The following is a 25091-nucleotide window of genomic DNA, read 5'->3' on the forward strand; positions in this document are numbered from 1 at the left end:
CGGGCATGCCGGCACCGGTCAGGCGACGACCGAGACCATGCGGCCCTTCACCACGATCACCTTGCGCGGCTCCTTGCCGGCCAGCGCGCCGGCGACCGCCTCCAGCGCCGCCGCGCGGACGGTCTCCTCGGTCGCGTCGGCCGGCACCTCGACCCGGCCCCGGACCTTGCCGTTGACCTGCACCGGGTACGTGACCGACTCGGCCACCAGCAGAGCCGGGTCGGCGACCGGGAAGTCCGCGTACGTCAGCGAGGTCTCGTGGCCCAGCTTGCGCCACAGTTCCTCGGCCATGTGCGGGGCGAACGGAGCGACCATCAGCACCAGCGGCTCGGCCACCTCACGCGGGGTCTCCGCCAGCCGGGTCAGGCCGTTCGTCAGCTCGATCAGCTTGGCGATGGCGGTGTTGAAGCGGATCCCGTCCATGTCGGCGCGGACCCCGTCGATCGCCTTGTGCAGCAGCCGCCGGGTCGCCTCGTCGGCCGGCGCGTCGGTGACCCACAGCTGGCCGGTCTGCTCGTCGACGACTGTGCGCCAGACCCGCTGCAGGAACCGGTAGGAGCCGACGACCGCCCGGGTCTCCCACGGGCGGGACACCTCCAGCGGGCCCATCGACATCTCGTACACCCGGAACGTGTCCGCGCCGTACGCCGCGCACATGTCGTCCGGGGTGACGACGTTCTTCAGCGACTTGCCCATCTTGCCGTACTCGCGCCGGACCTCGGTCTCGCCGTGGAACCAGCGGCCGTCGACCTCGACGACCTCCTCGGCGGGCACGTAGGCGCCGCGCGGGTCGACGAACGCGTACGCCTGGATCATGCCCTGGTTGAACAGGCGGCGGAACGGCTCGAACGACGAGACGTGGCCCAGGTCGTACAGCACCTTGTGCCAGAAGCGCGCGTACAGCAGGTGCAGCACGGCGTGCTCGGCGCCGCCGACGTACAGGTCGGTGCCACCGCAGTCGCCGTCGCGGCGCGGGCCCATCCAGTACGCCTCGTTCTCCGGGTCGGCGAAGCGCTGCGAGTCGGTCGGGTCCAGGTAGCGCAGCTCGTACCAGCAGGAGCCGGCCCACTGCGGCATCACGTTCGTCTCGCGGGTGTAGCGCCTGGGCCCGTCACCCAGGTCCAGCTCCACCTCCACCCAGTCGCGCCGCCGCGACAGCGGGGTCTCCGGGTTGCTGTCGGCATCCTCCGGGTCGAACGTCTTCGGCGAGAAGTCCTCCACCTCGGGCAGCTCGACCGGCAGCATCGACTCGGGCAGCGCGATCGGCGCACCGGTGGAGTCGTAGACGATCGGGAACGGCTCGCCCCAGTAGCGCTGCCGGGAGAACAGCCAGTCGCGCAGCCGCCAGGTGACCGCGCCGGCGCCGTGCCCGTTCGCCTCCAGCCACTCGATGATGCGGGCCTTGGCGTCGGCCACGCCCAGGCCGTCCAGGTCGATGCCGCGCTCCGGCGCGGCGCTGTTGATCGCCGGGCCGTCCCCGGTGTACGCCTTGCCGGCGAAGCCCTCCGGCGGCTGCACGGTCCGCACGATCGGCAGCTCGAAGACCTCGGCGAAGTCCCAGTCCCGCTCGTCCTGGGCGGGCACCGCCATGATCGCGCCGGTGCCGTACCCGGCCAGCACGTAGTCGGCGATGAAGATCGGGATCTGCCCGCCGGTCGCCGGGTTCGTCGCGTAGGCGCCGACGAAGACGCCGGTCTTCTCCTTGCTGTCCGCCTGCCGCTCCACGTCCGTCTTGGCCGCGGCGGCCTTCCGGTACGCCTCGACGGCCGCACGCGGACCGGCGTGCCCACCGGTCCAGGCGTCCTTCGTCCCCTCCGGCCAGGCCGCCGGCGTCAGCACGTCGACCAGTTCGTGCTCGGGCGCCAGCACCATGTAGGTGGCGCCGAAGACGGTGTCCGGCCGGGTCGTGAACACGCGCACCGGCGCCGCGTCGGTCGGGAAGTCGATGTGCGCGCCGGTCGACCGGCCGATCCAGTTGCGCTGCTGCAGCTTGATCGGCTCCGGCCAGTCCAGCGTGTCCAGGTCCTCCAGCAGCCGGTCCCCGTACGCGGTGATCCGCATCATCCACTGCTTCAGCTTGCGCTTGAAGACCGGGAAGTTGCCGCGCTCGGAGCGGCCGTCGGCGGTGACCTCCTCGTTGGCCAGCACCGTGCCCAGCCCTGGGCACCAGTTCACCGGCGCCTCCGAGACGTACGCCAGGCGGTGGTCGTCGACGATCTTCCGCCGCTCCCCCACGGTCAGCTCGGCCCACGGCCGCCCGTCCGGGGTGGCGCGGGTGCCGCCCTCGAACTCGGCGATCAGCTCGGCGATCGGGCGGGCCCTGCGCGCGTCCGCGTCGTACCAGGAGTTGAAGACCTGCAGGAAGATCCACTGGGTCCAGCGGTAGAACTCGGTGTCGATGGTCGCCACCGAGCGCCGCTCGTCGTGGCCCAGCCCCAGCCGGCGCAGCTGCGCCCGGTAGCGCTCGATGTTCGCCACAGTGGTGGTCCGGGGGTGGGTGCCGGTCTGCACCGCGTACTGCTCGGCGGGCAGGCCGAACGCGTCGAAGCCCATCGCGTGCAGCACGTTGCGCCCGGCCATCCGCTGGTAGCGGGCGTAGCAGTCGGTGCCGATGTAGCCCAGCGGGTGGCCGACGTGCAGGCCGGCGCCGGAGGGGTACGGGAACATGTCCAGCACGTACAGCTTCTCGGCGCCCGCGCGCGGATGACCCGGGTCGGCCAGCGGGCCGGTCGGGTTCGGCGCGTGGAAGGTGCCGTCCCGCTCCCAGACGTCCTGCCAGCGGTGTTCGATCTCGTCGGCCAGGGCGGCGGTGTACCGGAACGGGGGAATGTCGGTCGCCGGTGCGGCTGCCTCACTCATGGCGTCTCCTCGGCGCGGATCAATTCGAAAAATATGGGAGGTCTGCTGCGGGCACAAAAAAGCCCCTCGCGCAGGAGGGGCGGCCGTGCTGTCGCGCGTTCAGCGCATCAACACGGCTCGGTAAGAAGCAGGAAGAACCCGGCCATGCACGGCAGTGTACCTCGCCCGTCGGCCGGCCGGCGCGCCCGTTCCGGGTCGGCGGCCGATCCCCCGGTCCGGCGAATATTCCGGGCGTAACCGACCGACCACCTGCGGGAGTCGGCGATAACGACAAACATGGTTAGCCTGAGAGGCCAGTGAGATTACTGCGGCAGACGAGGCTCGGCGTCGCGAACCCAACGGCGGGTCCAGGTGCTCTATACAGAGCTGCCGTCCAGGCGACGAGGAGGAGGCCCGTGACACAACAGACCTGGGACGAGGTGGGCGGTCTGCTGCCGCACGACGAGTTCCGTGCCGCCAGCGAGGCCATCGTGGCCAACATCGAGCAGGTCATCGAGGGCAAGACCGCCACCGTCCGGCTCGCCCTGGCGGTGCTGCTGGCCGAGGGCCATCTGCTCATCGAGGACGTGCCCGGCGTCGGCAAGACCAAGCTCGCCAAGGCGATGGCGCGTTCCATCGACTGCTCGGTCCGGCGGATCCAGTTCACCCCCGATCTGCTTCCCAGCGACGTCACCGGCGTCAGCGTCTACAACCAGGAGACGCACGACTTCGAGTTCCGCCCCGGCGCGGTCTTCGCCAACCTGGTGGTCGGCGACGAGATCAACCGGGCCTCGCCGAAGACCCAGTCGGCGCTGCTGGAGTGCATGGAGGAGCGGCAGGTCACCGTCGACGGCGTCACCTACCAGCTGCAGACGCCGTTCATGGTGATCGCGACGCAGAACCCCATCGAGATGGAGGGGACGTACCCGCTCCCCGAGGCGCAGCGGGACCGGTTCACCGCCCGCATCGCGATGGGCTACCCCGACCCGCGGGCGGAGCTGGCCATGCTCGACGGGCACGGGGCCACCGACCCGCTGTCGGCGCTGCGCCCGGTCTCCGACGCGGCCACCGTCCGCCGGCTGATCGGCCACGTCCGGCAGGTGCACGTCGCCGAGGCGGTCAAGCAGTACGCGATCGACCTGGTCACCGCCACCCGGGAGGCGCCGGACCTGCGCCTGGGGGCGTCCCCGCGGGCCACGCTCCAGCTGCTGCGCACCGCCCGCGCGGTGGCCGCCCTGGAGGGTCGCGACTACGTGCTGCCGGACGACCTCCAGGTCCTCGCGGTGCCGGTGCTGGCGCACCGGATCATCCCGACCGCCGACGCCCAGCTGGCCCGGCGCACCACCGACGCGATCGTCGCCGAGCTGGTGCACCGCCTGCCGCTGCCGCACGACCGGCAGCGCTCGCCGTACGACACCCGGCCCGGCAGCGGCAACGGCAACGGCCGCGGGCCGTACGAGCCGCGGAGGCCGTGACGTGCGTGACGGCCTGCGTGGGCTGACCACCCGCGGCCGCTCCTTCCTGGCGGCCGCGGTGGCCGCCGCGATCTCCGCCGGCATCCTGGGCGAGAAGGACCTGCTCCGGGTGGCCGTCCTGCTCGCCGTGCTGCCGCTGCTGGCCGCCGCGTACGTCGGGCGCAGCCGGTACAAGCTGGCCTGCAACCGGTCGCTGGAGCCGCACCGGGTGCCGGTCGGGGCCAGCTCCCGGGTGGTGCTGCGGCTGCAGAACCTGTCCCGGCTGCCCACCGGCACGCTGCTGCTGGAGGACCGCCTGCCGTACGCGCTGGGCAGCCGCCCCCGGGTGGTGCTGGAGCGGCTCGGCGCGCACCAGGCCAGCTCCGTGGCGTACACCGTCCGGGCGGACGTGCGCGGCCGGTACGAGGTGGGCCCGCTGGTGATCCGGCTGACCGACCCGTTCGGGCTGTGCGAGCTGACCCGCTCGTTCCCCAGCACCGACCACCTCACGGTGATTCCGCAGGTCACCCCGTTGCCGGCGGTGCGGCTACCAGGTGAGTACGCCGGCAGCGGCGACAGCCGGGCCCGCTCGGTGGCGGTGCACGGCGAGGACGACGCCGCCACCCGGGAGTACCGGATGGGCGACGACCTGCGCCGCGTGCACTGGAAGTCCACCGCCCGCACCGGCGAGCTGATGGTGCGCCGCGAGGAGCAGCCGTGGGAGAGCCGCGCCACGGTGGTGCTGGACACCCGGGCCGGCGGGCACCGGGGCGAGGGGCCGACGGCGAGCTTCGAGTGGGCGGTCTCGGCGGCCGCCAGCATCGCCGTGCACCTGCGCCAGGCCGGCTACAAGCTGCGCCTGGTCACCGGCAACGGCGCCGACGTCGCGGCGACCGAGGCCGGCGGCGAGGGCCTGCTCCTGGACCAGCTCGCCGACGTGCACCTGGACCGGCGCGGCGAGATCACCACCCTGGTGCAGCAGGTCCGGCAGCGGGCCGACGGCGGCCTGATCATCGCGTTGCTCGGCACGCTCGGCGCCGCCGAGGCGGAGCTGCTGGCCGGGTTGCGCGGCAACGGCGCGACCTGCGTGGCGTTCCTGCTCGACAGCAACACCTGGCTGAACCTGCCGCCGAAGGCCCGCACCGAGGCGGAACGGGCGCACGGCGCCGCCGCGCTCGCGCTGCTGCAGAGCAGCTGGCGGGTCATCGGGGTGGAGCACGGCAGCCGTCTGCCGGCGCTGTGGCCGCAGGCCGGGCGCGGATCGCAGGGATTCGCGCTGCGGGCGGCCCTGGCCGAGACGGTCGCCGGAGGCATGCGATGACCGGAAGGAAGCTCCCGTGACCCCCCATCGCAACATCGGGTTCGTCGCCGCGGCGGCGACCCTGCTGGCGGCGGCCCCGCTGTCGGCGATCTTCGAACGCTGGACGTGGCTGATCCAGGCCACCATCGTGGTCGCCGTGGTGGCCGGCTCGGCCGCGTTGAGCCGGCTGGCCCGGGCACCGCTGTGGGGCCAGGTGCTGGCGATGCTGGCCGGCCTGACCCTGGGCCTGACGTGGATCTTCCCGGGCGGCACCGAGCTGCTCGCGTTCATCCCGACCCCGGGCACGTTCGCCCACTTCGGCGAGCTGATGCAGACGTCGCTGGAGGACATGCGCTCGTACGGCGTGAAGGTGCCCGACGTCGACTCGCTGCTGTTCCTCGCGGTGCTCGGCATCGGCGCGGTCGCCGTGGTGGTGGACGTCCTCTCGGTCGGGCTGCGCCGGCCGGCGCTGGCCGGCCTGCCGATGCTCGCCATCTACTCGGTGCCGGTGGCGGTCTACCTGGACAGCGTCCCCGCCACCCCGTTCGTGGTGGGCGCCGCCGGCTACCTGTGGCTGCTGGTCACCGACAACGTCGACCGGGTACGCCGGTTCGGCCGCCGGTTCACCGGCGAGGGACGCGACGTCGACGTCTGGGAGGCGTCGCCGCTGGCCGCGGCGGGCCGCCGGCTGGCAGTGGTCGGCGTGGCGGTGGCGGTGGCGCTGCCACTGGCCGTGCCCGGGATGACCGGTGGGCTGATGAACAACGTCGGAGCCGGGCCCGGTGAGGGCAACGGCCGGCCCGGCCAGGGTGGCAGCCCGGGCCGGATCGACCTGTTCGCGGCGCTCAGCGGCCAGCTCAACCAGAGCCAGGAAACCGAGCTGGTCAAGGTCAGCACCAGCGAGCCGAGCCCGTTCTACCTGCGCCTGGGCGTGGTCGACGACCTGCGGCCGAGCGGCTTCCAGGCGCGCGTGCCGACCGGGCGGCCGGTCACCCGCGGCCTGCCCGACCCGAGCGAGCGCGCCCCGCGTGGCGTCGAGCGGCAGCGCTACCGGGCCACCGTCGAGGTGTCGAAGAACCTGAACATGCCGCTGCTGCCGGTCTACGCCGAGCCGGTGAAGGCGGACGACCTCAACGGCAACTGGCTGTACGACTCGAGCCAGCAGATCGTCTTCTCCAACCGGGAGAACGCCCGCGGCAAGAACTACTCGTTCGAGTACGTGCGCTCGACGTTCAGCCCGGCGGCGCTGCGCGCCGCCCCGTCCCTGCCCTCGGACAGCCAGGTGAAGCGGCAGCTGACCGACCGGCCGTCGGTCCCGGCCGTCGAGGAGCTCGTCGACGAGCTGGTGAAGGGCAAGTCGAACGACTACGACAAGGTCCGCGCGATCTACGAGTACTTCTCGGTGGAGAACGGCTTCACCTACTCGCTGTCCACCCGCGACGGCAGCAGCGGGGAGGACATCACCGACTTCCTCGCCACCAAGGTCGGCTACTGCCAGCAGTACGCGGCGGCGATGGCCTGGCTGGTCCGGGCCGCCGGTATTCCGGCCCGGGTCGCCGTCGGCTTCACCAACGGCAGCAAGGCCGACAGCGGCACGTACGTGCTGACCAACCGCAACCTGCACGCGTGGACCGAGGTCAACTTCGGCAACGGAATCGGCTGGGTGCCGTTCGACGCCACCCCGGCGGCGAGCGTGCAGGGCTCGGTCCGCTCCGCCTGGGCGCCGGACACCGACGCCCCCGAGGAGGTCGCCCCGTCGCCCGGCAGCACCGTCGCTCCCGGCGCGGCCGACCCGTCGGCCGGCCCGAACGAGGCGGACCGGCTCGACAAGGACACCGACCAGGGTCTGGCCCTGGGTGGGAGTGACCCGGCCGAGCAGAACCGGGTGTGGCCGTGGTGGCTGGCGGCGGCGCTGGCGCTGCTGGCGCTGTTCGCCGTACCGGGCCTGCGCCGCTCCACCCTGCGCCGCCGCCGGCGCGTCCGGGTCCGGGCGCCCTCGGCGACCGCGCTCGCGGTGCCGGGTCAGCGGGGCGAGACACGGGAGGTCGTCGTCGGCGTGGACGCGGAGTCCGCCCGCGCCGACGCGCACGCCGCCTGGGACGAGCTGCTCGACACGCTCGTCGACTTCCACGTCCGGGTGGACCGCACGGAAACCCCCCGCGCGACCGCCGAGCGGCTGGCCCGGGAGGCGCTCGCCGAGAACGGCGACGCCGCGACCGGGGTACGGCTGCTGGGCCGGGCCGAGGAGCGGGCCCGGTACGCGCGGGATCCGCTTGCCGGCGCGGAGTTGCAGCCGGCGCTGCGGACGGTCCGGGGCGCGCTCGCGGCCGGGGCGGACCGCCGCACCCGCCTCCTGGCTGCGCTGCTGCCCCCGTCGGTGCTGCAGCGCTGGCGCACCGCCCTGGCCGAGCAGTCGGAGCGGGTCGTCACCGCGAGCGGGCAGGCCCGGACGCAGATGCTGCGCTGGAGCCCACGCCGCCTGTTGGCGGGTCGCACGGCCCGCTGACCGTTCCGCCCGCCGGCGCTCCCCCGCCGGCGGGCGGCCCTCTCCTCCTCCCTCCCCACCGCCCGCCCCCGTTGATCAAGGAGTTTGTGTCTCCGCGAGGCCGAATTCCACCCGCAAACCCCTTGATCACCGACTGCTCGGCCCGCCGGGAGGGCGTGGAGCGCCAAGCGCTTTGAGATCTTGGTAGGAAACGGCCCCTATGGGGGCTGTCATGTCCCGGGACATGTGTCAACGGGAAGTCCCGATAGATGTGTCAGGGGTTGTGGGTCATGGGGGTGGGGGTGAGGGGGATGTAGTTCTTGTCGGGGTTGAGGTGGAGGTAGCCGATGGGTTGGCCGTCGGGGTGGTAGATGGTGACGTGGTTGTTGTCGCGGATGGCGGTGACGGTGGTGCCGGCGTGGGTGGTGCCGACGCTGGTGCGGTGTCCGGCGACGGCGATGGCGCCGTTGCTGGCCACGGGGCAGTGGTGCAGGGTGGCGTCGGTTTGCAGGGGTGTGCTGGTGGGTCCGCCGAGGGTGGGTGCGTGGGTCCAGGCGTGGGCGGGTGTGGTGCGGCGGGGTAGGGCGCTGTGGCGGCGTTGGGTGTTGTAGTAGCGGCGGTAGGTGTCCAGGAGTGCTTGCAGGGCGGTGAGGGTCTGCGGTGGGGGTTGGGTGCTCAGCCATTTCTTGAGGGTTTGGTGGTGGCGTTCGACCTTGCCGCAGGTTTGTGGGTGGTAGGGGCTGGAGTTGATCGGGCGGGCGCCGTGGTCGATCAGGGTCTGCACGAAGGTGGAGATTGATCCGGGTCGGGTCCGGCGGCTGGTGAACGCGATGCCGTTGTCGCTGAGCACGATGGCCGGCACGCCGTAGGCGGTGAACGCCTGTCTGATCGCGGTGATCGCGGCTCGGGCGGTCTCCGCGGCGGCGGCGTGGCAGGCGACCAGGGTGCGGGTGCAGTCGTCCAGGACGTCGAAGACGACGACAGTGCGGCCGTCGGCGAGTTTCACTTCGGTGGCGTCGATCTGATAGCAGTCGCGGGGCCGGGCATAGCTGAAACGCCGCCACGAACTACGCGGTCGTTTAGCCGGAGTAGCCACGAGCAGGTCATGTCGGGCCAGCACCCGGTTGACCGTCGAGCGTGACGGCACCGACCAGGACGCGTCGGTGCGCCGGCGCACATCGTCCAACGCGTCTCGGATGAAGTCCGCCCCGTTGTCCGGGCCGAGTTCAGCGCGCAGTTTGCAGATCCACGCGTCCACCTCCGGCGGCGTGACCCGCGGACTGCTACGCGGACGCCGGGATCGTTCCTGCCACTGACCCTCGGCCCGGATACGTGCGCGGTGCCGGTACACCGTGCGCACCGACACCCCGTGCTCACGCGCGAACTCGGCCGCGTTCACCCGAACCCCCGCCGCCAGCTGCGCGTCCAGCAGGTTCATCACATGCCGCCGAGAAGCCATGCCCGGCAGCACATACCACCCGACCCAAGATCCCTACCACGTGACACATGTATCGGGACTTCAACGCTGACAGATGTCATGGGACTGAACAGCCCCTATGGGGGCACTTTCTTACCAAGATCTTCGTGGTTCCCGCGCTTCGGAAGATCCGTCTCAAACCCGTGGACCATGAGGAGACGGCAGGGGTCGACTGGGCGAAGCCTGGACCGTGGAGGCCGACTGCGGCACCAGGCCGGTCACCCGGCACTCCGGAACAGGCAACGGGTCGCGCGGATCACGGGAAGGGTCGAGCTGACCAGGGCGGCATCGTCGCGGGCGCTGACAGCTGACTCCGAAACCGCGGCGGTACGGGTGCCGAGCCGGCGCGGAGGGCGAACATCGGGCTGCCTGAGCCGTCGCGGGGCGAGGCGAGGCGAGGCGAGGCGGGGCGGGGCGCGGAGATGATGGTCGGCTGACGAAGCGCCGGTCGCGGGGCCAGTGGCGGCATCAGCGCTTCGAAATGGTCGCCCGTGTGCGGAGGGGGCGGGACTCACGCCGCGGCGAGGAAGCCGAGGGCCACCGCCACACCGGTCGGCGCCAACGACATCAGCGGGCACGGCGAGATCAACACCGGCCGGCGCCGTCAGCGGGCACGGCGGGGCCAACCGGGACGGCGACATCAGTCGGCCGTGAGCGGGCACGACGAAGCGAGCGCCGACGGGCGTCGCCGCGACATCCGCCCCGGTCAGGGGCGGAGCGCGGTCAGCGGTGTCCCTCCGGGCGCTGCCGCCAGCGGTCCTCCATCCGGTCGAGGAAGGAGCCCCGGCGGCCACTGCTGCGGCCACGGGGACGACGCCGGCTCGTTGTGCCGCCGACCACGTGCAGGTCGGGCGACTGGGATCGGCGGTGCGACTGCACCGCGTAGCCCAACGAGGCCAGCATGACGACGAAACCCGCCACGGCCACCGCGGGAATCTTGATCACGGCACCATAGATCAACAGGGCCAGACCAACGACGACCACGCCGGCAGCGACGAGCACGCGACGCCGCGCGTGGAAACGCGGGTCGCTGGCGCGCACGGCCGAGGCGAACTTGGGGTCCTCGGCAAGCGACCGCTCGATCTGCTCGAACAGCCGCTGCTCGTGCTCCGAGAGCGGCACGGCACTCCTCCCCGGTCACGTTGGTCGGCCCGGGCGGGCCGACAGACCGTGGCAGCCAACCGGCTGCTTACCCGCAAGTCTACGAGGGCCCCCGCGCGTCGGAAAGCGGGACGACCTACGGCCGGGTCGGTTTTTCGACTGGCCGGGTATCGCGACGGCTGAGAAGACTGGCCGGACCTATGACGGACCGCCCGAATCGGGCGGCCGCCGCGTCGGCTGCCGCCTCCGCCTCACGCCAGCCACGCTCGGGCGCACCGAGGGTGAGCTGCTGCGGGGTCTCCCCCGCGGGGGCGAGACCTTCCATCCGGACACCGACCAGCCGAACCGGCTCGCCGGGGGCGAGGGCCTCCCACAGCGCCCAGGCCGTGTCGAACATCTCCCGGGCGGTGTCGGTGGGCACGGGGAGCGTGCGGGAGCGGCTGATCGTCCGGAAGTCGGCGAAACGGACTTTGAGCGACACGGTACGGCCCACCTGCCCGGCCGCCCGCAGCCGGGCGCCGGCCTTGTCGGCGAGCGCGAGCAGGGACCGCCGGATCTCGTCCGGGTCGCTCACGTCGGTGTCGAACGTGACCTCCGCGCCGATCGACTTCTCCACGTGTTCCGGCGAGACCCCGCGCGGATCGCGGCCCCACGCCAGCTCGTGCAGGTGGGCGGCGGACGCCTCGCCCACGGCCCGCCGCAGCAGGCCGGCCGGCGCCTCGGCCAGGTCGCGTACGGTGCGCAGGCCGAGCCGCCGCAGCGCGTCGGCAGAGCGCTCCCCCACGCCCCACAGGGCGGACACCGGCAGCGGGTGCAGGAACTCCAGCACCCGGTCGGCCGGCACCACGAGCAGGCCGTCGGGTTTGGCGCGGGTGGAACCCAGCTTGGCCACGAACTTGCTCGGCCCGACGCCCACCGAACAGGTCAGCCGCTGCTCCTCGGCGACCCGCCGGCGGATCAGCCGGGCGATGGCGGCGGGCGGCCCGAACAGCCGGCGGGCGCCGGTCACGTCGAGGAACGCCTCGTCCAGCGACAGCGGCTCGACCAGCGGCGTGACGTCCCGGAAGATCCGCATGACCGCCCGCGACGCCTCGGTGTAGGCGGTGAAGTCGGGCGGAAGGTAGACCGCGCCGGGACAGAGCGCCCGGGCGCGGGAGGTGGGCATGGCGCTGCGGACGCCGTACCGCCGGGCCTCGTAGCTGGCGGAGCTGACCACCCCGCGCGGGCCGACGCCGCCCACCACCACCGGCCGCCCGCGCAGCTCGGGGCGGCGGCGCACCTCGACCGATGCGTAGAACGCGTCCATGTCGACGTGCAGGATGGTGCAGCCGGTGTCGTCGGCGTCCGCCCCGAAGCGCGGGTCACCGCCTCGGGGCAACGACTGGCTGCGGCCCATGTCAGCCAGGCTAGCCCGCCGGTCCGACAACCCACCGCGCCACCCGGTCAGCCCCGGATCACCAGCAGCGGGATGGTCATCTCGGCGGCGGTGTCCGCGCCGTGGTACGCCACCAGCCGCGACGCCATCGGCGGCTCGGAGCGGGTGGCGACCACCGCGTACGTGTCCCGGCAGACCACCACCACGTCGCCGATCCGGGTCAGGTGCGCCTCCGGCACCGGCCCGAACCAGCCGGTCGCCACCGCCTCGGCCCGGGTCAGCACGTGCGCGGCCGGGCCCAGCAGCTCGGTCCAGGCGGCCACCACGTCGTCCTCGGCGCCCGGCTCGGCGTGCAGGTAGCGGACCCGGGGCTCACCGGCGACCACCCGCACCCCGGCGCGTAGCCGGGGGTCGGCGTCCAGGTCGATCCGGTGCCCGGCGGGCACGTCGAGCTGGCCGTGGTCGGCGGTGACCAGCAGCGCGGCGTCCGGCGGCAGCCCGTCTACGAGCCGGGCCAGCAGCGTGTCCACATCGGCGGCGGCCAGCCGCCAGGGCTCGGAGTCGACGCCGCTGAGGTGCCCGTGCCGGTCCAGGTCGGGGTGGTACCCGGAGACGAGCGCGGGCCCGTCCCCGGCGGCCAGCGCCGCCAGCATCCGCGCGGCGAGCGCGTCGGCGCCGGCCGCGCCCCGGTAGTCGCCGCCCCGGTTGGCGGCGAGCGTCAGACCGCTGCCGGCGAACTCGGGACGGCTGACCACTGTCACCGCGATCCCGGCGGCGCGGGCCCGCTGGTACCAGGTGGGTACCGGCTGCCAGCTCGCCGGGTCGGGGTCGCCGGCCCAGTCGACGTGGTTGAGCACCCGGTCGGTGCCGGGCACCCGGACGGTGAAGCCGAGCACGCCGTGCGCGCCCGACGCGGTGCCGGTGCCGAGGCTGACCAGGCTGGTCGGAGTCGTGGACGGGAAGCCGGTGGTGAGCTGCCGGCCAGTGGTGGCGGCCAGTCCGGCGAGCGTCGGGGCGTACCGGGCGGCGGCGGGGATCTGGTACCAGCCGAGGCCGTCGACGAGCAGCACCGCGATGCGGCGCACCCCGGCCAGCCTCGGTGCCAGGCCGAGCCGGTCGGCCGCGCCGGGCACGCCGAGCACTGACAGCGCGCTGGGCAGCACGTCGGCCAGGCTGCCGCCGTCGTAGCGTGGCGGAACCCGGTCCAGCGGGCCGGGCGGCGGGCCGGTCATGCCGGGCGGCGGGCGAACAGGTGCAGTTGAGCGGCGAGATCACGGTACGGGGGCCGGGCCGCGAGCGCCCGTTCCAGCTCCACCAGGGCGGCCGGCTGTCCGTCGGCCACGGCGGCCGGAAGCAGGTCGGCGAGCACCCGTACCCCGTGGATCTCCTCCACGGCGAGGCCGGCGGCGGTGAGCAGCGCGCCCGCGTCGGCGGCGTCGTAGCGGCGGCGCAGCGTGTCCCGGCGACCGGTGGTGCCCTGCGGGTCGGCGGCGAGCGCGGCGGCGGCGTCCAGTTGCCCGTTCATCGCCCGGCCGAACACGGCGGCGGCCCGGCCGGCGACGAGCACGCTCGCCGCGCCGCCCGGTCGCAACGCGGTGACCAGCGCGGAGATCACCGGTTCCGGCTCGTCGACGACTTCGAGGACGGAGTGGCAGAGCACCAGGTCCACGCTGGCCGGTTCGACCAGCCCGGCGAGCGCGTCGGCGTCGCCCTGCGTCGCGCGTACCCGGTCGGCGACCCCGGCCTCGGCGGCCCGGCGGGTCAGCGCGGCGAGCGCGTCAGGGCTGGCGTCGACAACTGTGACCCGGTGACCGGCCTCGGCGAGCGGGACGGCGAAGCCGCCGGTCCCGCCGCCGACGTCGAGCACGGAGAGTCGTTCGCCGGCCCGCCGGTCCAGCTCGGCCCGGAGCACCGACCAGATGACGGCGGTGCGGGGGGTGAGGGTTCGGATCTGCTCCACGCGCCGAGCCTAGTCACCCCCCGGCCCGGGTTCAGGACTCGCCGCCGCCGGCGGGGTCGTCCTCGGCGCGGGAGCGCTCGGTGTTGGCCACCGGGCCCTCGGTCACCTGGTATTCCCGCGGCTCGGCCTCGTGGGTGGGCGCCCAGTCGGCGCCGAGGCGGGTCCGTCGGGCGTTGGCTACGCCACCGGCGTACGTACGGTGAAAGGTCATCGGTTCATCCCCCATACCCCGGGTGAGCCACTCTGCCCACCCGCGTCGGGAGTCTCCCGCCTCCGGCTCCCAGAAACCGTAATGTGGATCACTCCATCAACGGAAATCCCTGGATACCGGTGTGACGGGGGGCTCGATCGCGTCCAGCCGGTCCGCGGTGAGGTTCGTGACGCCCTCGTGCCGCTGCAGCCGGCCCCGCACCACCAGTGCTCCACTGGTGCGGGCGATTCGACGGTAGCGCTGCCACAGCCCCGGGGAGCAAGTGACATTGAGCATTCCGGTCTCGTCCTCCAGGTTGAGGAACGTGACGCCGCCGGCGGTCGCCGGGCGCTGCCGGTGGGTGACGATCCCGCCGACCCGGATCCGCCGCCCGGGCGGCACCTGGCCGAGCCGGGCGATCGGCACCGCGCCCAGCGCGTCGAGCCGGTCCCGGATGAACCGGGCCGGGTGGCTCTCCGGGGACAGGCCGGTGGCCCAGACGTCGGCGACCAGGCGGTCCACCGCGGCCATGCCGGGCAGGGTGGGCGGGTCCGCGCCGGTCACCGTGCCGGGCAGCCGGCCGGGCCGGTCCTGGGCCGCCGCGCCGGCGGCCCAGAGGGCCTGGCGCCGGGTCAGCCCGAAACAGGCGAAGGCGTCGGCGGTGGCCAGCGCCTCCAGCTGCGCGGCGGTGAGACCGACGCGGCGAGCCAGGTCCGGCATGTCCCGGTACGGCCCGTGCGCGGTCCGTTCCGCCTCGATCCGCTCGGCCACGTCCTCGCCGAGGGTGCGGACGCTGCCCAGCCCGAGCCGTACCGCCGGGCCGCCCAGCCCCCAGGCGTGCGGCGGCTCGCCCGGCACGCTGCCCCACCGGGTCTCCGGCGTGGACTCCAGCACCGCCTTGGCGCCGCTGGCGTTGATGTCCGGCCGGCGTACCTCCACGCCGTGCCGGCGGGCGTCGTCGGCGAGCGTCTGCGGCGAGTAGAAGCCCATCGGCTGGGCGTTGAGCAGCGCGGCCAGGAACGGGCCCGGGTGGTAGCGCTTGAGCCACGAGCTGGCGTACACCAGGTAGGCGAAGCTCATCGCGTGGCTCTCCGGGAAGCCGTAGCTGGCGAACGCGGTGAGCTTGCGGTAGACGTCGTCGGCCAGCTCGCCGGTGATGCCCCGCTCGGCCATCCCGGCGTAGAGCCGGTCGGCGATCTGTGCCATCCGTTCCACCGACCGTTTCGCCCCCATGGCCCGGCGCAGCTGGTCGGCGCCGGCCGCGTCGAACCCGGCCAGGTCGATGGCGAGCTGCATGAGCTGCTCCTGGAACAGCGGCACGCCGAGCGTCTTCTCCAGCGCGTTGCGCATCAGCGGGTGCGCGTACGTCACCGGCTCCTGGCCGTTCTTGCGCCGGATGTACGGGTGCACCGAGCCGCCCTGGATCGGGCCGGGCCGGATCAGCGCCACCTCCACCACCAGGTCGTAGAACTCGCGCGGCTTGAGCCGGGGCAGCGTGGCCATCTGGGCGCGGCTCTCCACCTGGAACACGCCCACCGAGTCGGCCCGGCAGAGCATGTCGTAGACCTCGGGGTCGTCCAGGTCCATGTCACCGAGGTCGAGGCTGGACCCGATCAGGTCGTAGCCGTAGTGCAGCGCCGACAGCATGCCGAGGCCGAGCAGGTCGAACTTGACCAGGCCGACGGCGGCGCAGTCGTCCTTGTCCCACTGGAGCACGCTGCGGCCGGGCATCCGGCCCCACTCCACCGGGCACACCTCGATCACCGGCCGGTCGCAGATCACCATGCCGCCGGAGTGGATGCCCAGGTGCCGGGGGAACGTCTGCAGCTCGTTGGCGTACGCGACCACCTGCTCGGGGATGTCCGCCACGTCGACCGCGGCGACCGAGCCCCACCTGTCGATCTGCTTGCTCCAGGCGTCCTGCTGGCCGGGCGAGAAGCCGAACGCCTTCGCGACGTCCCGCACCGCCGACCGGGGCCGGTACGAGATGACGTTGGCGACCTGGGCGGTGTGCTCCCGGCCGTAGCGGGCGTAGACGTGCTGGATCACCTCCTCCCGGCGGTCGGACTCGATGTCCACGTCGATGTCGGGCGGGCCGTCGCGTTCCGGGGCGAGGAACCGTTCGAACAGCAGCCGGTGCCGGACCGCGTCCACGTTGGTGATGCGCAGCGCATAGCAGACCGCCGAGTTGGCCGCCGACCCCCGACCCTGGCAGTAGATGTCCTGCGCGCGGCAGAACGCGACGATGTCGTAGACCACCAGGAAGTAGCCGGGGAAACCGAGGTCCTCGATCATCCGCAGCTCGTGCTCCAGTTGCGCGTACGCCTCCGGATGCGCCTCGGGCGGGCCGTAGCGCTCGCGGGCACCGTCCATGGTCAGCCGGCGCAGCCAGCTCATCTCGGTGTGCCCGGGCGGCACCGGGTACGCCGGCAGCTTCGGCGCCACGAGCTGCAGGTCGAAGGCGAGTTCCGCGCCGTACTCGGCGGCCCGTGCCACCGCGCCCGGGTACGCGGCGAACCGCGCCGCCATCTCCGCGCCGCTGCGCAGGTGGGCGGTGGCCGCGGCGGGCAGCCAGCCGTCGATCTCGTCGAGGCTGCGCCGGGCCCGGACCGCTGCGACGGTGGTGGCCAGCCGCCGCCGGCCCGGGGTGGCGTAGTGCACGTTGCCGGTGGCCACCGTGGGCAGCCCGACCGCGGCGGCCAGCTCGGCGAGCGCGTCGTTGCGGTCGGCGTCGACCGGGTGGCCGTGGTCGGTCAGCTCCACCGCCACCGTCTCCGCCCCGAACAGCGCGGTGAGCCGGTCCAGTTCCCGGGCCGCCGCGGCGACGCCCTCGGTGAGCAGCGCCGCGGGCACGTGTCCCTTGCGGCAACCGGTGAGCACCAGCACGTGGTCGCGCAACTCGGCGGCGATCTCCTCCAGCTCGCCGTAGACCGGGCGGCCCTTCTCCCCGCCGCGCAGCTGGGCCCGGGAGATGGTGGCGGCCAGGCGCGCGTACCCCTCGTGGCCGTGCGCGAGCACCAGCAGGTGCCGGCCGAGCGGGTCGGGTTCGCCGTTCTGCGGGCCGGGCAGCCCGAGGGAGAGTTCCGCGCCGAAGATCGTCGGCAGCCGCAGCGCGCGGGCCGCCTCGGCGAAGCGCACCACGCCGTAGAAGCCGTCGTGGTCGGTGACGGCGAGCGCGGTGAGCCCCAGCCGGGCCGCCTCCTCGGCCAGTTCCTCCGGGTGGCTGGCCCCGTCGAGGAAGCTGAAGTTGGAGTGCGCGTGCAGCTCCGCGTAGGGCACCACGCCGTCCGGCCGGTCCAGCTCCGGCGGCCGGTACTCCTGGCGCTTGCGGCTCCACGCCGGTGAGTCGCCGCCGTCGGCGTCGACCGCGAGCGGGTCGACCACGTGCAGGTGCCGCTCGCCCGTGGCCCGCCCGGAGAGCACCTGCTCCAGCTTGGACCAGGGCATCTTCGGGTTGTGGAAGCTCACCGGCGCCTCCCCCGCCCGGCACCCGACCGCCCGAGATCTTGGTACGAAAAGGCCCCTGGAGGGGCGCTTTCCTTCCAAGATCTTCCCCGGCGCTCAGTCATAGATCGCCTCCACCAGCCACTGCCCGCCCTCGACCGCGAGCAACAGGGCGGCGCCGTCGGCCAGGCACACCTGGAACCGGGCCCGGCGGCGCGCCTCGGCCGGCGCCCACCAGCGTTCGTCCACCGGCCACGGACCGGCCCACCCGGTGATCTCGGCCGGGCGGCCGGCGCCGACGGTGAGCCAGGCCGGCGCCGCGCTGACCGCCAGCCGAGCGCTCACCACGACCGGCTCCCCGGCGGCGTCACGCACATCGGCCGACAACGGGGTGGGCAGCACCACAGCCGGCGACGGCGGCGGAATCCGTCCCGGCCACGGCGGCTCGGCCACCGCCCGGCCCCGCCCGCCCCGCCGTCCCGCACGGCCCCCAGGGGGTACGACGACAGAGGCTCCCGCCGCCGCCGAGCCCGCAGGAACGTCTTCTGAACGGTGTCCGGACACCGGTGCCGGGGCGGGTGGTGGGCCGGGACGGGCGGGCACCCGCTCGTCGCCCCACGGCACGAGGCGCACCTGGTCGGCCGGGGAACGCCCGCCGCCGAGCACCGCGGTGACCACCGCCTCGGGGCCGAGGATGCCCTGCACCCGGCTCAGCGCGCGGTGCGCCCGCTCCCGCTCCTCACCGGTCTCCCCCCACAGCCCGGGTTGCAGGCCCGCCTGGGCGAGCACCCCGTCGGGCACCAGTCGCAACCGGACGATCCCTGCGGTCGGGCGGGCCGGGCGGGCCCCGCCCCGGCCGTTGCTGCCGGAGAGCCAGCCGTCGAGCTGCCAGCGGACCCGGTCGGCGATGGCCGCGGCGGTGAGCAGGCCGTCGTGCCGCCAGACCCGGTGCAGCTCCTGGCCGTGCGCGGTGACCGCCTCGATGCCGAGCCGGGTGCAGGCCAGCCCGTACGCGGCCAGCCGCTCGTGCAGCAGTTCGGCGAGCGTCCGGGCGGCGAACGCGGCGGCGTCGACCCGGTCGACCGGCTCGTCGTAGTCGGCGGTGACGGCCAGGTCGGCGGGCGGCTGCCGGACCGCGAGCGGGCGGTCGTCCCGGCCACCGGCGAGCCGGTGCGCCAGCGCGCCGTCGAAGCCGAACCGGGCCAGCACGTCCCCGGCGGGCAGCGCCGCGAAGTCGCCGAGGGTGCGGACGCCGAGCCGGCGCAGCAGGTCGGCCAGGGCGGGCCGGCCGAGCGCCTCGACCGGACGGCCGGCCAGGAACTCGCGGGTGCCGCCGGGGGCCACGATCCGCCCCTCCCGGGCGGCCAGCCCGGCCGCGAACACCCCGTCGGCGATGCCGGCCTGGCTCTCCACCGCGCAGCTCTGCGCGACGTGCTCGACGATCCGCTCGGCCGCCGCTTCCTCGCCGCCGAGGTAGCGGCTCGGCCCCCGGGCCGCGGTGGCGCAGGCGCCGGGCCGGATCACCTCGACGCCGGCGACCACCTCCTCCACGGCGGCCACCACCGGCTCGAACGCCCGCGCGTCCCGGCCGGGGTCGTGGTCGACCACTGTCAGGTGCGGGCACCGCCCCTGCGCCTCCCGGCGGCGCAGCCCGCGCCGGATCCCCTCGGCGCGGGCCCGCTCGGAGCAGGCGACCACCCGGTTGGCGTGCAGCACCACGACCGGGTCGGTGGCGGGCACCCCGTCGACGATCTCGGCGGCGAGGACCGGCCAGTCCGGGCACCAGAGCAGCAGCGTCCGCTGCGGTGCGCCGCTCACGCCGGACCGGCCGCGGCGAGCGTACGGGCGGGCGGGGCCACCACGCGCAGGCGGCGGGCCGACGCGGCGGACGGTGCGCCGAGCCCGGCCGAGCGGGGGATCACCCGGGTCAGCTCGTCACCGGGCAGCCACACCTTGATCTCCTTGGGGCGGGCGGCGGCGCCCCGGCCCCGGGCCGAGACGGTCACCTCGCGGCGGCGCAGCCGCCCGCGACCGGGGCCGAGCCCCTGCCAGACGCCCCGGACCACCTGGAGCGTCACGTCCGCGCCGTCCCACCGGCCGTACGGAACCAGCACGCTTCCGCGCTGCCGGGCGCGGGCGGCCAGCCGGGTGGTGACCGAGGCGGCGACAGTGGCCGGCACGGCGGTGACCACCACGTCGACCCCGTCGATGAGCGCGGCGACCACAGTGGGCCACTCCGGCCCGGGGTCGGGCACCAGGGCCAGCCGGTCCAGGGCGATGCCCGCCTCGGCCGCCGCGCCGGCCCCGAAGGTGGGTACGCCGACCACGGCGCACCACGAGCCGGCCCGGGACGCCTCGGCGAGCAACGCGAGGATCAGCGAGGTGGCGCCGCTGCGCCGGGGTTGGCCGGCGCCGATCGCGACGGTGCTGCCGCGGCGCAGGCCGCGGTTGGGCAGCAGCCCGGTCAGCTCGGCCCGGACGGGCAGCACCCGGTGGCCGCCGGCCGGGTCGGGCGCGCTCGCCGGACGGACCAGCTCGGCCAGGGCGGCGGAGCCGACCACCATGCGGCCCGCCATCGGACCAACCCCCCGTCGTGTTTCGCCACGGGTCCCGCCCGTGGATGGTGCTGTGGATCGTGTGCTGTGGATCGTGTCGGTGCTGCGGCACCCGCGTGCCGTTGGTGCGGCGCCCGGCCACCCGGGGTCCCGCCGGTGGTGGCCGGGCGCCACGAATCAGGCGGCTGCCGCTCCGGGCCGCGACGGCGGGGAGTCGGACGCGCCGCGCCGCAGGGGCCGGGGCAGGCCGTCGAGCGCCGGCTGGTGCGCCAGGCCGAGCGCGGTCTCCACCACTGTCACGAACTCCTCGGCGGCGCGCAGCAGGTCGTCGGCCTCCCGGGCGGTGACCACGCGGGGGATGCCGGCCTCGGCGGCGGCCCGCTTGCTCGCGCCGGCCGCGAAGTAGGCGGCCCACTCGTCCAGCTCGGGGGCGACGGTGGCGAGCAGCACCCAGACGCTGGTGATCCGGTTCCGGCGGGTGGGCGCGGGGCGGGCCCGGGCCGCGAGCACGGCGGCGGCGGCGCGCAGCGCCGCGAGGTGGGCGGCGGCGTACCGGAGGCCGTCGGGACGGGTGCGGGCGGCCTCGGCCAGCCCGTCGCGGGCCACCGCGAGCAACTGGGCGGGGGTGCGGTGCGGCAGCACGTGCGCGGGCACCGTGGGCGCCTGGGCCGGACTGGTCGGCATGGGTCTCTCCTCCGCGTGTGGCCGGGGCGGGCGGTCGCGCGACGGAAAACCGTCGCCCGGTCGCCCGGAGCGGTCGGTGCGGAGGAAGACGCACCTTGAGGTGGCTGGCCGGCCGGGTGTGGACGCTTCCCCACACCCACCCCCGGCCGGCGTACCGGCGGGTCCGTCGCCCGCCGCCCGGGGGTCGTGGGCGGCGGGCGACGACCTGCCTGACGGGCCCGGACTCGCGACTGTCCGAACCCGGTGCGGCCCGCGGTGCCGCACCTCCCGGAAACCGGTGCCGCGAAACACCGTCTCCGGAGCGTTCGACGGGTGCGCGACCGGCTCGAACCGGGGCCGGTCAGCCGGGGAGCTGAGCCGATGCCGTTCGGACTGGGCCGAACTTCGAACCGGAATCGAACACTCGTTCTAACTACCCTGACAGTACACCTCCCCCCCGACGAAAACGCAACGTGTGACGCGCCGAGGACACACGGGAGGCCACGGCCCCCGGCGGGGCCGTACCGGGGTGAGGGAAGAATGGGGTCATGCAGCCACACCCGAACGTGCAGGCGGTGCAGCGCGCGCTCGACGAGGCGGGCGCGCGGGACGGATCGGGCGAGGCCAGCCTCGTCCGACTGCTGCCCGACGCGGTGCACACCGCCGCCGCCGCGGCCGAGGCGCTCGGCGTCGCCGTCGGCGCCATCGCCAACTCGCTGATCTTCGACGCGGACGGCGCGCCGCTGCTGGTGCTCACCTCCGGCGCGCACCGGGTGGACACCGCCGGGCTCGCTGCCACGCTGGGCGTGACCCGGCTGCGCCGGGCCACCCCGGAATTCGTCAAGCAGCACACCGGGCAGGTGATCGGCGGCGTCGCCCCGGTCGGCCACCCCGCGCCGCTGCGCACCGTCGTCGACACCGCCCTGACCGGGTACGACGAGGTGTGGGCGGCCGGCGGCGTACCCCGGGCGGTGTTCCCCACCACGTACGCGGAACTGCTGCGGATCACCGCCGGCGCTCCGGCCGAGGTGGCGTGAACCCCGAACTCGTCACGCTGCACGTGTGGCGTGTGCCCCGACGGGCCGTACCCGGTGTGCTGGCCCGGATGGCCACCCACCCGGCGCGGCTGCGCCGCCTGCCCGGCGTCCGCTTCGCCAAGCTGCTCGGCACCGGGACCGGCACCGGATTCGGCCCCGGCGACGCCGACCTGACCCGGTGGGCCGCGCTCGTGGTCTGGGACTCCCCCGCCGACGCGGCCGGCTTCGACGCCTCCCCGGTCGCCCGGTCCTGGGCCCGGATCGCCCGCGCCGCGGTACGGGTCGAGCTGCGCCCGCTGACCAGCCGCGGCCGGTGGTCCGGCCGGGAGCCGTTCGGCGCGCCGTCGGGCGGACGGGTCACCGGGCCGGTGCTGGCGCTGACCCGGGCCCGGCTGCGGACCCGCCGGGCGGCCACGTTCTGGCGGGCGATCCCCCCGGTCGCCGCCGAGCTGCACACCGCGCCCGGCCTGCTCGCCCGCTTCGGCGTCGGCGAGGCGCCGCTGGGCTGGCAGGGCACGGTGAGCGTGTGGCGCGACCCGGCGGACCTGGTCGCGTTCGCGTACCGTTCCCCCGAGCACCGCGCCGCGATCACCCGCACCCCCACCGAGGGCTGGTACGCGGAGGAACTGTTCGCGCGGTTCGCGGTGGGCGACGTGGCCGGCGACCGCACGGTGCTCGGCTGGGCCGCCGAGGACGACCCGGAAACAGCGAGAGGGTACGCATGAGGCTGGTGCGGTGGACGCCGGACGACCTGGTCCGGCGGCTGGACGACGTGGTGGCCGTCTACGGCGAGGCGATGGGCTACCGGCCCGACCTGCTGGAGGCCCGCCGCGGCTACATCGCCACCCACGTACGCCGGCCCGGCTTCCGCGCCGTCGCCAGCCTGACCAGCGAGGGACACCTGGCCGGCTTCGGGTACGGCTACCGGGGCGCCACCGGGCAGTGGTGGCATGACCAGGTGCACCGGGCGCTGAACGCGCAGGCCCGGCAGCGCTGGCTCACCCACCCGTTCGAGGTGGTCGAGCTGCACGTCCGCCCGCCCGCGCAGGGGCACGGCCTGGGCGCCCGCCAGTTGCGCGCGCTGCTCGCCGTGGCCGAGGGCGACACCACGCTGCTGTCCACCCCGGAGGCCGACGAGGAGAAGTCCCGGGCCTGGCGGCTGTACCGCCGGTTCGGTTTCGTCGACGTCCTGCGCCACTTCCACTTCCCCGGCGACGAGCGGCCGTTCGGCGTGCTCGGCCGGGACCTGCCGCTGCCCCCGCCGGACGAGTCATGAAAGCCCGGTTGCCCTGGGCGCTGCTGGCCGCGCTGATCCTCGCCCAGATCTGCTACCCGCTCACCGGCGGCGCGACCCGGGCCGGGCTGACAGTGGCCACCGTGGTGCTCGGCTGGCTGCTCTCGGTCGGCCACGCGCTGCTCACCCGCGGCGCCCGTACCGCCGCCGCGCTCGTCGCGGTCGTCACCGGCGGCGGGTTCGCGGTGGAGGCGATCGGCGTGGCCACCGGCTTCCCGTTCGGCACCTACGACTACTCCGGCGAGCTGGGCCCGAAGCTGGCCGGGGTGCCGCTGATCATCCCGCTCGCCTGGACCTGGATGGCCTGGCCGGCGTGGCTCACCGCGGTCCGGCTCGTCCGCTCCCGCCTCGCCCGGATCGCGCTCTCGGCGGTGGGCCTGGCCGCCTGGGACCTGTTCCTCGACCCGCAGATGGTGGCCGAGGGCTACTGGACCTGGCTCGACGCCACCCCGGCGCTGCCCGGGCTACCCGGCATTCCGGTCAGCAACTACCTGGGCTGGCTGGGCTTCGCGGTGCTGCTGGCGATCGCGCTGCGCCCGCTCGCCGGGCCGTCGGTGGACCGGGTCGACGGCCGGGACGCGCCGATGTTCGCGCTCTACCTCTGGACGTACGCCTCCAGCGTGCTGGCGCACGCGGTGTTCCTGCGGCTGCCGGCGTCGGCGCTGTGGGGCGCGGCCGGGATGGCGGTGGCGGCGGTGCCGCTGGCGGTGACGCTGTGGCGGGCCCGCCGGGACCGGGCCGCCGAGCCGGAGCCGGCGCCGCGCGTCGACGCCCCGGCATGATCGCCGCCCTCGCGCTGGCCGTGGCGGTCGCCGCGCTCACCGGGCACACGCTCGTCAACGCGTACGCCTGGCTGCGCCGCCCCACCGCCGGCCCGGCCGAGGTGACCGAGCCGGTGGCGGTGCTGCTGCCGCTGCGCGACGAGGCCGAGCGGGTCACCCCGTGCCTGCGCGCGCTGCTGGCCCAGCGCGGGGTGCCGGACCTGCGGATCGTGGTGCTCGACGACGGATCGACCGACGGCACCGCCGACGTGGTCCGCGCGGTGGCCGATGACGATCCCCGTCTCACGCTGCTCACCGGCGTCGCCCCGCCGCCCGGCTGGCTGGGCAAGCCGCACGCCTGCTGGCAGCTCGCCACCCGTACCGCCCCGGAGCCGACGGTGCTGGCCTTCGTCGACGCGGACGTGGTGCTCACCCCGTACGCGGTGGCGGCGGCCGTGACCGAGTTGCGCGCGGCTGATGCGGCGCTGCTGTCGCCGTACCCCCGGATCGTGGTGCGGACGGCGGCCGACCGGCTGGTGCAGCCGCTGCTGCAGTGGTTGTGGCTGACGTTCCTGCCGCTGCGCGCGATGGAGCGCTCGCGGCGGCCCTCCCTCGCGGCGGCGGGCGGGCAGTTCCTGGTCCTGGACCGGGCCGGCTACCTGCGGGCCGGCGGGCACGCGGCGGTGGCCGACAAGGTGCTGGAGGACATCGAGCTGGCCCGGGCGGTGAAACGGGCCGGCGGGCGGATCGCGCTCGCCGACGGGTCCCGGCTGGCGTCCTGCCGGATGTACGACACCTGGCCGCAGCTGCGCGACGGCTACACCAAGTCGCTGTGGGCGACGTTCGGGCATCCCACCGCCGCGGCGGCCGTGCTGGCGCTGCTGGTCGCGCTCTACGTCGCGCCGCCGCTGCTGGCCCTCGGGGCGCTGCTGGCCGGCGCGCCGGTGGTGGCCGCGGTGGCGTTCCTGGCCTACCTGGCCGGGGTCGCCGGGCGGGTGGCGAGCGCGCGGGCCACCGGCGGGCGGGCGTGGCCCGACGCGCTGGCACACCCCGTGTCGGTCGTGGTCCTCGGTTGGCTGACCGTCCGGTCGTACCATCTGCGGAAGCGACGCCGGCTCACCTGGCGGGGTCGCCCGGTCACCTAGGAGGGGCACGCC

At 74.7% G+C, this 25091-nt stretch carries 19 protein-coding genes; 8 read left to right on the plus strand and 11 right to left on the minus strand.

Annotated features, from left to right (window positions below):
- Positions 1 to 18: 18 nt before the first annotated feature.
- Complete coding sequence (gene leuS / locus FHU28_RS25525; RefSeq protein WP_184686923.1) at positions 19 to 2859, minus strand: leucine--tRNA ligase; 2841 nt, start codon at positions 2857 to 2859, stop codon at positions 19 to 21.
- 395 nt (positions 2860 to 3254) lie between these two features.
- On the opposite strand from leuS, the gene FHU28_RS25530 reads away from it, so the two are divergent.
- The 3 genes from FHU28_RS25530 to FHU28_RS25540 are packed head-to-tail and all read left to right on the plus strand — an operon-like array spanning position 3255 to position 8098.
- Complete coding sequence (locus tag FHU28_RS25530; RefSeq protein ID WP_184686924.1) at positions 3255 to 4313, plus strand: AAA family ATPase; 1059 nt, start codon at positions 3255 to 3257, stop codon at positions 4311 to 4313.
- A gap of 1 nt (position 4314) precedes the next feature.
- Positions 4315 to 5613 (plus strand): DUF58 domain-containing protein, encoded by a 1299-nt coding sequence (locus tag FHU28_RS25535; protein WP_184686925.1) that lies wholly within the window; start codon positions 4315 to 4317, stop codon positions 5611 to 5613.
- Positions 5614 to 5629: 16 nt separating this feature from the next.
- A complete protein-coding gene (locus FHU28_RS25540; RefSeq protein WP_184686926.1) occupies positions 5630 to 8098 on the plus strand; it encodes a transglutaminase TgpA family protein in 2469 nt (822 codons plus the stop codon).
- Positions 8099 to 8351: 253 nt separating this feature from the next.
- Here the strand turns inward: FHU28_RS25540 and FHU28_RS25545 are convergent, their stop codons facing one another.
- The 10 genes from FHU28_RS25545 to FHU28_RS25590 all read right to left on the minus strand — a co-directional run bounded on the left by FHU28_RS25545 (position 8352) and on the right by FHU28_RS25590 (position 20863).
- Positions 8352 to 9536 (minus strand): DDE-type integrase/transposase/recombinase, encoded by a 1185-nt coding sequence (locus FHU28_RS25545; RefSeq protein ID WP_184686396.1) that lies wholly within the window; start codon positions 9534 to 9536, stop codon positions 8352 to 8354.
- A gap of 741 nt (positions 9537 to 10277) precedes the next feature.
- Positions 10278 to 10676 carry a DUF3040 domain-containing protein gene (locus FHU28_RS25550; RefSeq protein ID WP_184686927.1) on the minus strand — a complete coding sequence of 133 codons (399 nt, stop codon included), beginning with the start codon at positions 10674 to 10676 and terminating at the stop codon, positions 10278 to 10280.
- A gap of 115 nt (positions 10677 to 10791) precedes the next feature.
- Entirely contained in the window at positions 10792 to 12051 is a 1260-nt protein-coding gene (locus FHU28_RS25555; protein WP_184686928.1) for a DNA polymerase IV, read from the minus strand.
- 47 nt (positions 12052 to 12098) lie between these two features.
- The gene (locus FHU28_RS25560; RefSeq protein WP_184686929.1) at positions 12099 to 13262 is read right to left on the minus strand and encodes an alkaline phosphatase family protein; all 1164 of its coding nucleotides are present in this window, start codon (positions 13260 to 13262) and stop codon (positions 12099 to 12101) included.
- The gene (locus tag FHU28_RS25565; RefSeq protein WP_184686930.1) at positions 13259 to 13990 is read right to left on the minus strand and encodes a methyltransferase domain-containing protein; all 732 of its coding nucleotides are present in this window, start codon (positions 13988 to 13990) and stop codon (positions 13259 to 13261) included. Before FHU28_RS25565 ends, FHU28_RS25560 begins: the two co-directional genes overlap by 4 nt.
- 31 nt (positions 13991 to 14021) lie before the next feature.
- Positions 14022 to 14201 (minus strand): hypothetical protein, encoded by a 180-nt coding sequence (locus FHU28_RS25570; protein WP_073831023.1) that lies wholly within the window; start codon positions 14199 to 14201, stop codon positions 14022 to 14024.
- Positions 14202 to 14297: 96 nt separating this feature from the next.
- Positions 14298 to 17648 carry an error-prone DNA polymerase gene (locus FHU28_RS25575; protein WP_184686931.1) on the minus strand — a complete coding sequence of 1117 codons (3351 nt, stop codon included), beginning with the start codon at positions 17646 to 17648 and terminating at the stop codon, positions 14298 to 14300.
- A 93-nt stretch (positions 17649 to 17741) separates the two neighbouring features.
- Entirely contained in the window at positions 17742 to 19442 is a 1701-nt protein-coding gene (locus FHU28_RS25580; RefSeq protein WP_184686932.1) for a DNA polymerase Y family protein, read from the minus strand.
- Entirely contained in the window at positions 19439 to 20200 is a 762-nt protein-coding gene (locus tag FHU28_RS25585; RefSeq protein ID WP_184686933.1) for a hypothetical protein, read from the minus strand. The genes FHU28_RS25580 and FHU28_RS25585 overlap by 4 nt, the downstream gene beginning before the upstream one ends.
- 156 nt (positions 20201 to 20356) lie before the next feature.
- Positions 20357 to 20863 carry an SAV_6107 family HEPN domain-containing protein gene (locus FHU28_RS25590; RefSeq protein ID WP_069089017.1) on the minus strand — a complete coding sequence of 169 codons (507 nt, stop codon included), beginning with the start codon at positions 20861 to 20863 and terminating at the stop codon, positions 20357 to 20359.
- A 527-nt stretch (positions 20864 to 21390) separates the two neighbouring features.
- On the opposite strand from FHU28_RS25590, the gene FHU28_RS25595 reads away from it, so the two are divergent.
- From FHU28_RS25595 to FHU28_RS25615, 5 genes are read left to right on the plus strand one after another with little or no spacing between them, the layout of a single operon-like run.
- The gene (locus tag FHU28_RS25595; protein ID WP_043329446.1) at positions 21391 to 21879 is read left to right on the plus strand and encodes a YbaK/EbsC family protein; all 489 of its coding nucleotides are present in this window, start codon (positions 21391 to 21393) and stop codon (positions 21877 to 21879) included.
- Positions 21876 to 22604: a monooxygenase gene (locus FHU28_RS25600; protein WP_184686934.1), complete on the plus strand. Its 729-nt coding sequence runs from the start codon at positions 21876 to 21878 to the stop codon at positions 22602 to 22604. Before FHU28_RS25595 ends, FHU28_RS25600 begins: the two co-directional genes overlap by 4 nt.
- The gene (locus FHU28_RS25605) at positions 22601 to 23155 is read left to right on the plus strand and encodes a GNAT family N-acetyltransferase (protein WP_116507493.1); all 555 of its coding nucleotides are present in this window, start codon (positions 22601 to 22603) and stop codon (positions 23153 to 23155) included. The genes FHU28_RS25600 and FHU28_RS25605 overlap by 4 nt, the downstream gene beginning before the upstream one ends.
- On the plus strand, positions 23152 to 23955 hold the full coding sequence (locus tag FHU28_RS25610) for a carotenoid biosynthesis protein (RefSeq protein WP_184686935.1): 804 nt from the start codon (positions 23152 to 23154) through the stop codon (positions 23953 to 23955). The genes FHU28_RS25605 and FHU28_RS25610 overlap by 4 nt, the downstream gene beginning before the upstream one ends.
- Positions 23952 to 25079, plus strand: coding sequence for a glycosyltransferase family 2 protein (locus tag FHU28_RS25615; RefSeq protein WP_184686936.1), 1128 nt, complete (start codon positions 23952 to 23954; stop codon positions 25077 to 25079). Before FHU28_RS25610 ends, FHU28_RS25615 begins: the two co-directional genes overlap by 4 nt.
- Positions 25080 to 25091: the final 12 nt, after the last annotated feature.

The sequence above is a fragment of the Micromonospora echinospora genome (assembly GCF_014203425.1).
GTDB classification, from domain to species: Bacteria; Actinomycetota; Actinomycetes; order Mycobacteriales; family Micromonosporaceae; genus Micromonospora; species Micromonospora echinospora_A.